Raw genomic sequence first — 14214 nt, 5'->3', positions numbered from 1 at the left:
AATATGATGAAGAAGAAACAGTACACAAGTGTAACATTTATAAAAGCATTACTTTTAACAATTGTTCTTGGCCTGTTGGCTTACGTAATTGATGTACCTGCGATTCGTATTTCATTAATTGGAATGACTTTAGTGTTAGGAGCAATTTCGCACGGTATGATGTCGCAGCTAAAAGAAGCTGGACTTGATGATATGAGAGATCATATAGATAAAAAGTAAGAAACCTTCATTATATAGAGTGAAGGTTTTTTTGTTTCTTACAAAAATGTAAGGTAGTTGTAAGGCAAATCGATAGTTGCATAATAGCATTTTGGATAAACTATGGGTGTAAGGTAAAAGGCAAGCATATTTTAGGTAAATTAAGTTTTAGGCACTCTATATGTGAAAAAGGAGTAGGAGGGCATGGAGAAACGTTGGACGACCTTTTCTTTTTTAGCGACTAGTAACACCGTAATGCTAGATGGAAAAATGGATTTTTTGCACTTGTTTGATCGTGAAGATGATCATTCTTCTTCTAAATTTACAATGAAATGGAATAAATGGAGCGAGAGTTGTAGGTTTGAAGAAGAGGCCCCTAACGAAGAGCAAAAGATTATTTTAACAAACCCTATTAAAGCGTGGGTTGTTCAACGTCGTAAGTGTAACGTCAAAAATCACTTCAAGAAAACTGAGCCGAGACAATTAGTTATCGCTCCAACCCGTTCTACTTCCAAATCACGCGAAAGTAACATGTAAATAATTGAGACACACACCCGAAAAAAACATCGTACATATTGCGATGTTTTTTTCTTTTTCTACAATGAAATCTTTAAATGAAATATATTTCATCTGCATCTTATATTTATATCTCTTGTTTATTCTAGTGATACATCCGATGCGAAGTGATGTAAAACGTATAAAAGGAGAGAAATAAAATGAAAAAGAAACTATTACCAATTTGTGCAATGGCACTTTTAACAGTAGGATATTCTTCAGTAGCGAGTGCAGATACTGGAACAGTAACAAAGGAAGAAGCGCAAGTGCAACAAGATAAAGCTAAAAAAGAAGAAGCAATTAAGGAACAGCAAAAGAGTGATGAGGAGAAAAAGCAAGCAGCGCAAGTACAAGAAAAAAGTGATATGGCTAAAAAAGAGGAAGCAATAAAAGCTGAGAAAAAAAGTGAAGAAGAGAAAAAGAGAATAGCGCAAGAACAGTTAAAAAACGATATGGCAAAAAAAGAAGCAGCGATAAAAGCCGAGCAAAAGAATGAAGTAGCTAAAAAAGAAGTAGCAAAGCCAGTTGTACAAGGTGAAAAATTACCAAATACAGCATCAAATAATGTAGCAATGATGGGATTAAGTGCATGTCTTGTAGCGGTAGGTACATTATTTGGTTTGAATCGTCGCAATAAGATTAAAGCGTAAATAAAATATTTTCCTATAAAGAATGGGATAATTTCATATATTAAAAATGGTAGGTTACTCCTACCATTTTTGGCATGGAGGAATGAAGAATGAAGTTACTCAATTATATCGGTATCATATTGATGGCTATAGGGCTATTCATGGGATCCTATTATGCTGTGGAATGGTATAAAGGAAGAAGCTCTGCCGGGCAATTAACTGCAGAAGAAATAAAGAGTCTTAAAAATATACAAGATACTCAACTTTCTCGTGAAACACCTGTAACTTCTCAAGTGCCTTCTTCTCAAACAGAGCATAAAGAAGGAGAAAAGGTAGCGATGTTACATATACCGAAAATAAAGAAGAAGTTTTCTATATATTGGGGAGCGGATGATACGACTTTGAAAAAAGGAGTGGGTATGTTCGTTAGTGATTTAACGACAACTCCATCTGGAGGGGGACATACTGTACTAAGTGGACATCGAGATACTGTATTTACAGATTTAGGAGAGTTGAAAGAAAAGGATACCCTTGTTTTAGAGTATGATAATAAAACGTACACATATGAAATTCAAAAGACATGGATTACTCATGCGGATGATCGTACTGTTATTATAAAAAAAGAAGAACCGATATTAACAATGACAACTTGTTACCCATTTAATTATATAGGGAATGCACCAGATAGATATATTATCGAGGCGAAGTTAACTGGCAGTTATTCAAAGTGAAATTATAGTTTCTGAAAGCGGGAGGGGGATATATAAATTATGTCAAAAAATATTTTAATTGTTGAAGATGAAGACATATTACGTGAAATATTAAAAGATTATTTTTTAAGTGAGCAATATGTAGTGTTTGAAGCGAGGGACGGGAAAGAGGCTTTAGTTGTATTTGAAGAAGAAGAGGTTGATTTAGTTATTTTAGATATTATGTTGCCAGAACTCGATGGATGGTCTGTTTGCCGAAGAATTCGAAAGACGTCCGAGGTGCCTATTATTATGCTGACGGCGCGCGTAGATGAAGACGATACGTTACTCGGTTTTGAACTTGGGGCAGATGACTATGTGACGAAGCCGTATAGTCCGCCAATTTTATTAGCAAGAGCGAAAAGGTTATTAGAAAGCAGAAAAGTGACAAAGCAACTTTTAGAGAATGAAGATGATACATTATCAATCCACGGTATTCACGTTCATTTTCCGTCTCGCACTGTTACGGTAGATAGAACCGATATTAATTTAACGCATACAGAATTTGAAATATTAGCGTATTTCATGAAAAATCAAGGAATTGTTTTAACGCGAGAGCAACTCATTTCAAGAATTTGGGGATATGAATTTGCTGGCGATGATCGAACGGTGAATAGCCATATTCGTAATTTAAGAAATAAATTAGGAGAGAAAGCAAAGTATATTACAACTGTAGTACGAACTGGTTATAAATTTGAGGGGAATATATGAGAAAAGGGATTGTTCTAAAATTATTTACTCTTACAACAGCATTATGCATGTTAATTTTAGCGACGATATTTATTGGACAAACGATATTTTTTAAACAATATTATGCGAATCGAAAAGTGGAAGATATTAAAGTGAATTTAAATTCCTTTGAGAAGAACTATTTAAATCATGCAGGAAATGCAGAAGAAATTCAGAAACTAGAGCAAGACTTTTTAAGAGAAAATAATACGTGGATTACGACATTAGATAAGAACGGGAATTTAAAACATGCAGATGATTTTTATTTTGAGGTAACGATAGATCGTAGGCAACAAAAGAGCTTTGGACAACAAATATTTAAAATTCCTTTAGGCAATCTCGTCAATATAGAGGAGATTGATAATAAATTATCGGAGCATTTTTTAGGGCAAGAAATTTATTTTTCTGGAGTGAGAAAAGAAGATAGTTTTATTCCATTTTCTTTTTCTTTATCTAAGCAGAATTTAAGCGGATCTAATAAACCGTTAGAAAAAGCATTTAATGAGAAAATGAGTAAATTAAATGAGGAGAAAAAGAAAGCAGCTGTGGAACAAGTTGGTAAGGAAAAGAAGCCGGCTGTTCGGGAGCAAGCTGCTCAAGAACCAGATGTTTACATAGGAGGGCGTGTTACGAAAGTACAGTTTCCAGATGTAAAAGGCCCCGTAAATCCAATTTATAAAAACACTTTATTTTTGGATAGTATAAAAGAATTTCAAACGGATGTGTTACTAAAAGAGAGTAATCAAATAGAGTATTCAACAAAGACAATGGACTACGAAAAGAATGATATAAAATATAAATTATTAATGAAACCAATAAAAGAAAAAGACGGATCGGTAACATATATTTATGCGATGGCTTCTTTACAGCCGGTAGATGAAGCTGTACAAATGGTGCAAGATTATTATATCTATATCATTGCATTTGTAGTCGTTCTTATTTTTCTAGCTTCGTTCTATTACTCAAAACAAATTGCAAAGCCATTATTGAAAATAAATGATACAACAAAGAAAATAGCGCATTTAGACTTCACAGAAAAAATACCGATTACTTCGAAAGATGAAATTGGAGATTTATCGAAAAATATTAATGTGCTATCAAATAAACTCCATTCGCATATTGGACAGTTAGAAGAAGATATTGAAAAGGAAAGAAAGTTAGAAAAGACGCGAAAAGAATTCATTTCTGGTGTTTCACATGAATTAAAAACACCGCTAAGTATTATGAAAAGCTGTATTTCTATTTTAAAAGATGGGGTAGCTGAACATAAAAAAGAGTATTATTTTCAGGCGATGGAGAGAGAAGTAGACAAAATGGATACGTTAATTTTGGATATGCTTGAGTTAGCTAAATTTGAATCTGGTACATATAAAATGAAAAAAGATTCGTTTTATATTGATACAGTAATTGAAGGTATATGTGAACATCTATCTGTGGAAATAGAGAAAAAAGAACTTCATATTCATAAAAATATAAGTTCATTTGAAGTGATTGCAAATCAAGGCCGGATTGAACAAGTCATCGTGAACTTCATTACGAATGCTATACGATATACACCAAATAAAGAGGATATTATTATTTCTACAATAGATGAGAAGAATCGTATAAAAGTGTGCATTGAAAATAAAGGTACTCATATTGAAGAAGAGCAATTAGATAAAATTTGGGATCGTTTTTATCGCGTGGATACAGCTCGTCAGCGTTCACAAGGTGGGACGGGGCTTGGGCTTGCTATTTCAAAGAATATTTTAGAACTACATGATGCTGAATATGGGGCAGAAAATACAGAAGATGGTGTATTATTTTATTTCTATTTACCGAAAAAAGCGTAGACAATATGATCTATGCTTTTTTAATTTATTTTCATATTATCTTTACCTAATCTTTATTTTTAATCAGTATAATTTGTTTAGAATATGAGGTTATGTAAGGAGTCGATGAACCGTGCATAGCAATTGGCTAAGTATAATGGTATTTATTTTCTTTTGCGCATTTATTGTATTTTTAATTGATATTACGATATGAAAAAAGAGCGCTCATTAAGCGCCCTTTTTTTGTGTATTCATTTGATAAGCACTGATGCTTTTGAATAATCGTGGTGAAGTGATAAATAAAAATATAAGTAAAACGGTACATAAAATAAAAGAACCAAGCATTGTACTTCCATTTACGATTAATGAATATAACACAGCTGATTGACCTTTCGGCGCATATTGTCCCCAGAAAATAATGCCGGCAATAAAGTGGCAGAAATAGCGAGCAAAGCTACCGATAAATGTAGCAAGGATAATATAAGCAAGGACTTTCTTACCCTGATTTTGTTTTGATGAATGTTTGTGTTTACGGTTACCTAAATTTGATTGTTCTAAGCTATTTTCATTGGATGTTAAAAGTGCTTTTTGAATTGGACGATAGAATAAGCCAGCAAATCCGATAAAAGCAAAGGCAATGAAGTACTCAATGAATGCTTGAACAGGTGTTAAAATATAAGCATCTCCCACGACAATTTGTAATAGTCCCCAAACTAAACCGCCTAAGAAAGCTGATTTAAAGCCCCAGCGGTAAGCAATAATAAAAATAGGAATCATAGCGAATGAGATAGAACCGCCTGTTGGAAGTTTAAGTGATAATGGTAAAATATCGATAATCATGGCGAAGGCTGCAAGAATAGCAGATTCGATCATCGCTTGTAAATTGGTGTTACGCATGTTGTCTCCCCCTAAATCCAAGTTGTACAAAAAAAGAATAGATATCATAGGAGGATACGAAATACGTAAATAAAAATGAGGTATGTATTTCGGACGTTTGCACAATCCCTGCGTTAGCATTAACTAACAGGTTCGAAGGGTCGGAACGAAGTGTTCCCTCTCAGCGGCATGGCTCCCCCAGTGATAACGAGATTCTTTATTTGTTATTGTTTATTGTAAGCGAAATGGATGAGAATGGCAAACGAATACAGTATGACAATAATTGAAATAGAATTGTAGCGAAATGTTAATAAATATGAAGCAAAAGGGTATAGTACAAGAGAAATTGGGTGTGGTATAATTTTTTTGAAAATAATTATCATTCTCTTCTGAGGGGGAAGGTTATGAGCTTAGTAGATATTAAAATTGGAGAGAAAGTGTTAGTAAAAAGTATTCAGTCTTTAGATCAGCTATTAAAGCGTAGACTAGCTGCTTTCGGTCTTGCTGAAGGAAGCGAACTTCGCCTGAAACAGAAAGCGATGTTCAAAGGTCCTTGTACATTGGAGTGTCGTGGACAGTTAATTAGTATTCGTCATTGTGACGCGAAAATGATAAAGGTGGAATTAGCGTGAATAAGGTAGCTTTGCTAGGGAATCCGAATACAGGGAAGACATCATTATTTAATGCACTTACTGGTTCTTATGAATACGTAGGAAACTGGAGCGGTGTAACAGTAGAAAAGAAGGTTGGTAAATTAAAAGATAGACAAGGAACATTAATTGATTTGCCAGGTGTGTATGATTTAAATCCAGTTTCACGTGATGAAGGTGTTGTAACAAACTTTCTATTAACAGAAGAATTTAATCATATGTTAAATATCGTAGATTCCTCGCAGTTTGAAAGAAATATGCATTTAACGTTGCAATTACTTGAATTTGGTAAGCCAGTCTCAATTGGTTTAAACATGGTTGATGTGGCGAAGCAAAGAGGAATTGTCATTGATGTAAAACGATTATCAGAGCTATTAGGTGTAACAGTCGTTCCTGTTGTTGCAAGAAGTGGAAAAGGCTGTGAAGAACTGCTTACGACTCTTAAAAAAAATGACAAAAAAGAGAAAAAGCCATTCCTTATTTCATATGGTGTACAAATGGATGAAGGAATTGGAGAAGTAATTGCTCTTTTAGAGACAGCGAATTACGAGCATCCGAGATGGTTAGCACTTCAATTTTTAAGCAATAACGAAGTAGTAGAAAAAGAAATGAAAGCATTACCAATTTATAAGGAACTCATAGCCATTCGATCTCGCTTAGAAGGAAGACTTGATTGTACGTTAGAAGAGCACATTTACAAAACTCGTGAAGCGTATATTGAAAAGTTAAAAACAAATGTTATGAAGCATGAGAAAGAAGGAAAAATTCCTTTTTCAGAAAAAATTGATAGATTAATTACACATAAAATTTTAGGACTTCCAATCTTTTTAGCAGTTATGTTTTTTATTTTTCAGGTTACGTTTACGTGGATTGGTACACCTTTATCGGATATGTTAGATGAGTTTTTTGGTGGCCAGCTTACGGATTGGGTGACGGCTGGACTTACAAGTATTGGAGCTTCTGATTTTATTCAAGCACTAGTTACAGAAGGTATTATTGCCGGTGTTGGTGCTGTATTAGTATTCGTACCACAAATCTTTGCACTATTCTTTTTTATTTCATTATTAGAAGACTCAGGGTATATGGCGCGAATTGCAGTTGTTATGGATAGAATTATGGAGTTTTTCGGCTTAAACGGAAAAGCTTTTATTCCGATGATTATCGGTTTTGGATGTAACGTTCCAGGTATCATGGCTGCGAGAACGATTGAACAGGAAAAAGAACGTTTACTTACCATTTTAGTAACACCATTTATGTCTTGTTCAGCACGATTACCTGTATATGCATTATTTGCGGGCGTATTTTTCCCGCATAGTCAGGCGACTGTTGTATTTTCTTTATATGTTGCAGGGATTGTTCTTGCGTTATTAGTTACAAAAATTATGTCTCTTACAATTTTGAAAGCGGAAAAGTCTATTTTCGTAATTGAATTACCGCCTTACCGTGTGCCACAAGCAAAAACATTATGGCTAAGCACGTGGGAGAAAGGAAAAGGATTTGTTCGTAAAGCTGGTACATTCATCTTTGGTGGTTCGGTTGTCATTTGGTTATTAAACTATGCAGGTCCATCAGGATTTGGTGTTGATATGGGAGACAGTTACTTAGCGATGATTGGTGGATTTATCGCACCACTATTTGCACCGCTCGGCTTCGGAACATGGCAAGCTGCAGCATCCCTTTTAACAGGATTTTTAGCGAAGGAAGTTGTCGTTTCTACAATGGCAATTATTTATGCAGTTAAAGAAGAGGTGCTTGGAAATGTAATGGGAGCACATTATACAGCATTATCAGCTTATGCATTTATGTTCTTTATTTTATTATATGTTCCGTGTTTAGCGACGGTAGCTGTTATTAAACGTGAAACAGGATCAGCGAAGTGGACGATTTTCTCAGTCGTTTATCCACTCGTAGTTGCTTATGTATTAACGCTCATTATATACCAAGTTGGATCCTTACTCGGATTCTAGAAGGAGATGTATTGTGATGATGGTCAATATTATAATTGGAGCTATCATTTTTGGTTATGCAGCATATACGTTAGTTAATTTTGTAAAGAGAAGTAAAAAAGGAAAATGCGCGGCATGTTCTTTAAATAAGTCATGTCAGTCGCAAACTTGTAGCCCGGATATGGAGCAAATTGCTCATAATAAATAGAAAAAAGCTTTGCGAATTTCGCAAAGCTTTTTTGTTTTACTTTTTAATTTTTACAAGTTGAGAAGCTTCTACGCCTTTGTAACCAGGGAATTCTTTACTTGGGTCTTTATCAAATTTTAATACACCTACAGATTTTTCATCACCTTTTACATTGCTGTAAGTTGCGTCATCGACAATCGCATACATATCTGTATATGCACGACCACTTCCGATAATTGTGTTGCCTTCATATTTTAATTTTGCCCCATCAAGTGCAGCATTTTCTACTTTTTCTTTTGCAAATAATACACCTTGTTCTGTTGTTACAGCTGGTAATTTATTAAGTGGTTTCGTGTTGTCTTTTTCATCAACTTTGCTAAGTAACTCTTTTTTCACTAGTTCTTCACCAGTTTTCTTATCCATTACAAGAACTTTTTTACCATCTAATGTTGTCATTTTCATTTTATAGAAGTCTTTTTCTTTCACTTCTTTTTTGTTTTTATCTGTAATTTGCTGAACTTGTTCTTCTGATCCGTACAGTACAAAGCCGTTCGCTTTCTCTCCTAATAAAGAACAACCTGATAATGCTCCAAGTGAAATTGCTGCTGCTAATCCGATTCCTACTAATTTTTTCATGATGATTTCTCCTTTTATATGTTTTATAGTAAATACAATTTTTGTATCGTTGCTTACATGCGAAGAAGCTTGTTTGTTGCTTCTGATATTAGTGTATAAGAAATATTGGAATGCAACTATCGAGTTAGCTTACAGTAACATTACACTTATGTAATTTAGTGAAATTGCACAAAAGTAAGTTAATTTCAAAGAGGGATAATAAGAATATATTAGAAATACAATATTGTATATAGAATGTCATATTATAATGGATGTATTTTGGAAATAACATGTAAGGACATATTAGTTTTGTTATAATAAACATATAGGCTGTAAAATGAATATTCTTTACTGTAAAGGGAGATTTTTCAGTTTTCCAAGTAGTGAATTTGAAATATGAGGTATATCATAGGAGGAATTTAGATGTCTGTATTTAAACGATTAAGAGATTTAACAATGTCGAATGTGTATTCGTTAATTGAAAAAGCGGAAGATCCAGTTAAGATGACTGATCAATATTTACGCGATATGCAAGCCGATGTACAAGAGGCTGAGAAAAGTGTAGCAGCTCAAATCGCACTTGAGAAGAAATTCAAAATATTATTTGAAGAGCAAGAAGCACTTGTGAAAAAACGTGAAGAGCAGGCTCATATGGCTGTTCAAGCTAATAACTTAGATCTTGCGCGTCGTGCATTAGAAGAAAAACAAAATGCAGAGCAAAAAATGAATGAGTATAAAGCAAGCTACGAGCAAAATAAAGCTGCTGCTGATAACCTGCGCCTAAAGCTAGAAGAAATGCGTAAGCAATTAACAGAGCTGAAAAATAAACGTGAAACACTTGTAGCACGTGTAAATGCTGCGAAAGCACAGAAAAATATTAATCAGGCGATGTCTGGATTTGATTCAAATTCAGCAAAAGCTGGTTTAAGCCGTATGGAAGAGAAAGCCCTTCAATTAGAGGCTGAAGCGGAAGCAAGCGGTGAAGTTTATAAGAAAGAAAAATCATTAGATGATGAATTCGCAAGCTTAAACAAAAATTCTGCTGTTGACGATGAATTAGCTCGTATTATGAAGCAGTATGAGAAATAATATAGAATAAAGACAAATGAACCGACATGTCTAAATATATTCATGTCGGTTTTCTATTATATTTTAGAGGAGGTTTTGCAATGACATGGATGAATGTAGTTGCCATGCTTGTATGGACTGGAGCGAGTGCAGTACTTTTATTTGCAATTATGTGGGTTGATTCAATTTTTACAAAATACAATGATTTAAAAGAAATCAAAAATGGAAATACAGCTGTAACAACTCGTTTTATTATGAAATTATTTGCACAAGGGTACATTTTATCTCAATCGATAACGAAAGCAAATGATTTATGGCAAGCACTTCTTGCATCAGCAGTTTCTTTCGTTATTTTATTAGTGGTAGAAATGTTTATCGAATTCGTATTAAAGAAAATGTCTGGTCTTGATTTAGAAGAAGGTACGAAAGAAGGTAGCGTTGCACATGCGATGTTAGCCGGATCATTACATATTGTTGGTGCACTAATTTTAGGTGCTTGTTTATAAAGAGAAAAGGAGGGGTAGATCATGAGTTTATTTAAACGAATTAAAAATATAATGAAAAGCCCAGAGCCACCGAAGCCGGAAAAGAGTCTTTTAACGTTAGCTCCTGGCGATATGATTGAAGTTTCATTAGTTATGTATGAATTAATTGGGAAAACGAGTATGCATTCGCGTAAGGAAATTGTTTTGACATTGCAAGATGGAAAAGATATTCGTTATTTAAAAATTGAAGACCGAGAAAATACGTATTACAAATTATATACTCCAATTGATGGTCGCTTAGATTCAATTGATGAAATTCCGACGACAATTGAAATGGATGATACCGAGTATCATATGGAAGAACAATATAACGGACGTGTTGTTGTGATGGGAAAAACTCCATTCTCAGCTTCAGAAGAACAGTATATATGGGAATTCCAATCAGATAATCGAAAATTATTGCGTATTGAATGGCAAAATGGTCGCACAATGATGTATGAGGGAGAAGCAATCATTCCTGCTGATGTACAAATTATAAGAGCAACGTAAGGGGGCGTAATCATGTCAAACCGATTGTTTACCATGATTAAATCGTTTGTGATCCCTATACTTGCTATCGTTATATTACTTGTTGTTGCTGGTTATGCCTTATCAGGTTGTCAAGGCGGGCAGACAAAGTCGATTCAAGACCGTTATCCACTTGAATCTGTTGCCAAGGAAGGTAAACAAGAATCTTACGTGTATAGGGCCGCCAATCGGTCAGTTCCTGAAGTCGCAAAGGAACTCATTAATGAAAGAGAACCGCAGCAAGCATCTAAAGAAGACGAAAATCAAATGTTCCTCGTTTATTCTGATAAGATTTATAACCTGCAAAAGGATAAAGAGAAACCATCTGATACGTTAATTGAAATAAGTAATAAAGAATTTGTCCGTCAAAATTACCAACCGTCCTTCTTGCAAGGATATATTATGGGTAGCATATTAAACGATATATTCGGTTCACGAAAATCATCATACGGTGATTATCGAGGATATAACGATAGACAAAATCATAAACCAGTTATTCCAGAGAGACCACCTACAAAAGAAGAAAAGAAAACCCCACCTCCAATTACGAAGGAAGGGAAAGGGTCTATCATTAAGCGAGGCGATAATGTAGATTCGAAACCATCAGTAGGTGATAAGGGAAGTATTACTGAAAAAGGAAGTAATACGACGCCCCCACCTTCTACTGGAAGCAAGGGTAAGATTACAAAAACACCAGGCGGTTCAAGCGGATCAGATGTGAAGCCAAAATCATCTATTAAAACGCCGCCAAGGAATACATCTCCTCCGAAAACGAGGGTCGGTGGTTCAGGAAAAATTACGAAGAGAAGATAGTGTAGAGACCGAAAAGTGGAATTTGCTTTTTGGTCTTTTTTGTTATGGGAATTAATTCCTCTCATGTGGTACGATTTAGGCATAAGGGAGGAAGTAAAAATATATCAGCGATTATTGAAATATATCGACTTACCGACAAAAACTGACAACGATAGCAACTTAATAATAAAAAGAGGGTGTGCCAAAATTTTGGCACACCCTCTTTTTCATAACGATTAATGAATATCACGTTTCTTAAAGTTACCGCCTTTTACTTCTGCTACGTCATAAACTGTAATAAAGGCGTGTGGATCGATTTCATTAATAAGTTCTTTCATTTTACTTTCTTCTAAACGGTTAATTACACATGAAATTTCTTTAAACTTCTCTCTTGAATAACCACCGTATACTTCGTTATATGTTGCACTTCGGCCTAAACGATCGCGAATTGTTTCTACCATTAATTCAGGCTCTTTTGTAATAATTTTAAATGCTTTTGAACCACTTAAACCAACTTCAACGATATGAATCACTTTCGAAGCGATAAAGTAAGCAATTGCCGAAAGGATAGCTCCTTGCAGGCCGAATACCGTTGATACGAAAATAAATACGAACATGTTTAAGAATAAAATAAGGTCACTCGTTCCAAATGGTAACTTACGAGAAAGCAATACAGCAAGCATATCGATTCCATCTAATGCCCCACCGTTACGTAATGCTAGTCCCATACCAAAACCGATGATAATACCACCAACAACTGTAACTAATAATGTATCGCCTTCAATAATAGCTGGTATTCCGTGCATGACAACGGTACCTACTGCTAATGAAGCAATTCCGATAATAGAATAAATCGCAAAGCTTTTACCGATTTGCTTATACCCTAACCAAACGAAAGGAATGTTAATAACTGCGATTAGAGCTCCTAATGGCAATCCAAATAATCTTGAACTAACGATACTTAAACCAGTTACACCACCGTCTGATACGTTATTTGGAATTAATACTGCTTCTAATCCGTACGCTGTGATAAATGCCCCAATAATAATCATCAAAGCTTTTGAAGCAATTCTTAGCTTATTGGGCTTGTTTTTGATAATTTTCTCCATGTAATTTCCTCGTTTCAAACTAGTTTCTTATTTGTTACGTAATTCACACCTAAATTTTATTTTAACATTTAATTTGAAAAAATTCTCCTTTAATGGATGTATGCAGGGAATATTATCACCATATTATCTTTAAAATATTTTTGAAATCAGTATAAGAAATCCCATCCTTTCAAAGGATGGGATGCTATTAAGAAAATATAAAACTAAGTACTGATACGAATAAAGCGAAACCTAAAATAGTTCCACATATTTTCATATGGCGCTTGCGTCCCATTACGACAATCGCAACATATTCACGGATCATTGCGTTAGGCCAGTAATAAAATGCAGTTTTTGATCCGATTCCTTGGCTATTAAGACCGGCTTGTCTTGCATATATACCAGCACGGAAAAGGTGGAAATTATTCGTTGTAAAAATACTTTTATATTTACCTTCTGGTTTTAAAGAATCCATAATTTCTTTAGAGAACAGCATATTTTGATATGTGTTTACAGAGCGATTTTCCTGGACTGTATGTTCAAGAGGAATTCCTTTTTCAACAGCGTAACTTTGCATCGCTTCCGCTTCTGGAAGACCTTCATCTGGACCTTGTCCACCAGAAAAAATAATTGTTGGTGGTGTATTAACAGCGGCTTGTTTCCAATAGAAGTCAATCGCTTTATTAATGCGGCTTGCAAGTAAAGGTGGTACTTTATCATTAATTAAGCCGCTACCAAGAACGATGATGAAATCTTGATTACGTCTTGGTCTGTTGAATTGGTATAAAAAATATGCACTTAAGAAGTTAGATAAGTGTATAAAGAAATATATGCTTATAAGAGAAATAGCTGCAAAAATAGGCTCTAAATGCGATGAAACCAAACTTGCTGGATTTATAATAGGGAGTAACATAAAGAATAACATCCCTAAAGCAGCAAGGAGTGTTAAACAGTTAGTGAACCGTCGTCCTTCTCGCTTCATTAAAATTCTAGCATTAAGAAATAGCCCAAACATTAAAGCAACAATACCGAAAGGAAGCATAATGAGAAGTGCTAAAAAAGGTAAAAATATAATGTAGCGTAGGACATCACTATCTGAGTTCAATGATACAATCACACAAAAAAGAAGGAAAAAACAGATAAAGGCATTAAATAAAAAGCCGTTTATTATTTTTCGCGGATCTTTTAAATATGAGATAAGAAAAATAATAAATAATATAAGAGGAATAATTCCGAAATACATCATAAATATAGTACACCTCAACTTGT

General features: G+C 34.5%; 17 protein-coding genes and 1 riboswitch. Of the genes, 13 read left to right on the top strand and 4 right to left on the bottom strand.

Translation table 11 applies throughout. From position 1 onward, the window contains the following. The first annotated feature begins 3 nt into the window (after positions 1-3). The 6 genes from ACUL40_RS16360 (at position 4) to ACUL40_RS16335 (ending at position 4692) form a co-directional block, all read left to right on the top strand. A complete protein-coding gene (locus ACUL40_RS16360; protein WP_002001286.1) occupies positions 4-219 on the top strand; it encodes a hypothetical protein in 216 nt (71 codons plus the stop codon). 183 nt (positions 220-402) lie between these two features. Continuing rightward, positions 403-735: a hypothetical protein gene (locus ACUL40_RS16355; protein WP_000415614.1), complete on the top strand. Its 333-nt coding sequence runs from the start codon at positions 403-405 to the stop codon at positions 733-735. 179 nt (positions 736-914) lie between these two features. Next, positions 915-1403, top strand: coding sequence for an LPXTG cell wall anchor domain-containing protein (locus tag ACUL40_RS16350; RefSeq protein WP_016125896.1), 489 nt, complete (start codon positions 915-917; stop codon positions 1401-1403). A gap of 89 nt (positions 1404-1492) precedes the next feature. After that, positions 1493-2113: a class D sortase gene (locus ACUL40_RS16345; protein WP_326038558.1), complete on the top strand. Its 621-nt coding sequence runs from the start codon at positions 1493-1495 to the stop codon at positions 2111-2113. A 39-nt stretch (positions 2114-2152) separates the two neighbouring features. Continuing rightward, positions 2153-2842, top strand: coding sequence for a response regulator transcription factor (locus ACUL40_RS16340; protein ID WP_000041856.1), 690 nt, complete (start codon positions 2153-2155; stop codon positions 2840-2842). Beyond that, positions 2839-4692: a sensor histidine kinase gene (locus ACUL40_RS16335; protein WP_001225339.1), complete on the top strand. Its 1854-nt coding sequence runs from the start codon at positions 2839-2841 to the stop codon at positions 4690-4692. The genes ACUL40_RS16340 and ACUL40_RS16335 overlap by 4 nt, the downstream gene beginning before the upstream one ends. Positions 4693-4899: 207 nt before the next feature. Here ACUL40_RS16335 and thiT read toward each other — a convergent pair whose 3' ends face one another. Continuing rightward, positions 4900-5568: an energy-coupled thiamine transporter ThiT gene (gene thiT / locus ACUL40_RS16330; RefSeq protein ID WP_326038557.1), complete on the bottom strand. Its 669-nt coding sequence runs from the start codon at positions 5566-5568 to the stop codon at positions 4900-4902. 87 nt (positions 5569-5655) lie between these two features. Next, a riboswitch (TPP riboswitch) is annotated at positions 5656-5757 on the bottom strand. A gap of 194 nt (positions 5758-5951) precedes the next feature. On the opposite strand from thiT, the gene ACUL40_RS16325 reads away from it, so the two are divergent. Genes ACUL40_RS16325 through ACUL40_RS16315 form a run of 3 tightly spaced genes read left to right on the top strand, consistent with a single transcriptional unit; the run spans position 5952 to position 8351 of the window. After that, on the top strand, positions 5952-6179 hold the full coding sequence (locus ACUL40_RS16325; RefSeq protein ID WP_000060512.1) for a FeoA family protein: 228 nt from the start codon (positions 5952-5954) through the stop codon (positions 6177-6179). Beyond that, positions 6176-8164, top strand: coding sequence for a ferrous iron transport protein B (feoB, locus tag ACUL40_RS16320; protein ID WP_445423064.1), 1989 nt, complete (start codon positions 6176-6178; stop codon positions 8162-8164). Before ACUL40_RS16325 ends, feoB begins: the two co-directional genes overlap by 4 nt. 16 nt (positions 8165-8180) lie before the next feature. Beyond that, positions 8181-8351, top strand: coding sequence for a FeoB-associated Cys-rich membrane protein (locus ACUL40_RS16315; protein WP_000989598.1), 171 nt, complete (start codon positions 8181-8183; stop codon positions 8349-8351). A 36-nt stretch (positions 8352-8387) separates the two neighbouring features. Here ACUL40_RS16315 and ACUL40_RS16310 read toward each other — a convergent pair whose 3' ends face one another. Continuing rightward, positions 8388-8966 carry a lipoprotein BA_5634 family protein gene (locus ACUL40_RS16310; RefSeq protein ID WP_445423063.1) on the bottom strand — a complete coding sequence of 193 codons (579 nt, stop codon included), beginning with the start codon at positions 8964-8966 and terminating at the stop codon, positions 8388-8390. A gap of 402 nt (positions 8967-9368) precedes the next feature. On the opposite strand from ACUL40_RS16310, the gene ACUL40_RS16305 reads away from it, so the two are divergent. The 4 genes from ACUL40_RS16305 to ACUL40_RS16290 all read left to right on the top strand — a co-directional run bounded on the left by ACUL40_RS16305 (position 9369) and on the right by ACUL40_RS16290 (position 11878). Next, a complete protein-coding gene (locus ACUL40_RS16305; protein ID WP_000110281.1) occupies positions 9369-10034 on the top strand; it encodes a PspA/IM30 family protein in 666 nt (221 codons plus the stop codon). 80 nt (positions 10035-10114) lie between these two features. Next, the gene (locus tag ACUL40_RS16300; RefSeq protein WP_000220087.1) at positions 10115-10519 is read left to right on the top strand and encodes a DUF350 domain-containing protein; all 405 of its coding nucleotides are present in this window, start codon (positions 10115-10117) and stop codon (positions 10517-10519) included. A 21-nt stretch (positions 10520-10540) separates the two neighbouring features. Then, a complete protein-coding gene (locus ACUL40_RS16295) occupies positions 10541-11047 on the top strand; it encodes a DUF4178 domain-containing protein (protein WP_000051745.1) in 507 nt (168 codons plus the stop codon). A 12-nt stretch (positions 11048-11059) separates the two neighbouring features. After that, positions 11060-11878 (top strand): DUF4247 domain-containing protein, encoded by an 819-nt coding sequence (locus ACUL40_RS16290; RefSeq protein ID WP_000071199.1) that lies wholly within the window; start codon positions 11060-11062, stop codon positions 11876-11878. Positions 11879-12093: 215 nt separating this feature from the next. On the opposite strand, the gene ACUL40_RS16285 is transcribed toward ACUL40_RS16290, so the two are convergent. Both ACUL40_RS16285 and ACUL40_RS16280 read right to left on the bottom strand, forming a co-directional pair. Beyond that, entirely contained in the window at positions 12094-12966 is an 873-nt protein-coding gene (locus ACUL40_RS16285; RefSeq protein ID WP_000411246.1) for a YitT family protein, read from the bottom strand. A 187-nt stretch (positions 12967-13153) separates the two neighbouring features. After that, on the bottom strand, positions 13154-14191 hold the full coding sequence (locus ACUL40_RS16280) for a YdcF family protein (protein WP_000990094.1): 1038 nt from the start codon (positions 14189-14191) through the stop codon (positions 13154-13156). Between the last annotated feature and the right edge of the window lie 23 nt (positions 14192-14214).

The sequence above is a fragment of the Bacillus sp. KNSH39 genome, assembly GCF_052656585.1.
Note: the sequence above shows the minus strand (reverse complement) of the source record. Positions and strands in the feature narration are given on the sequence as shown.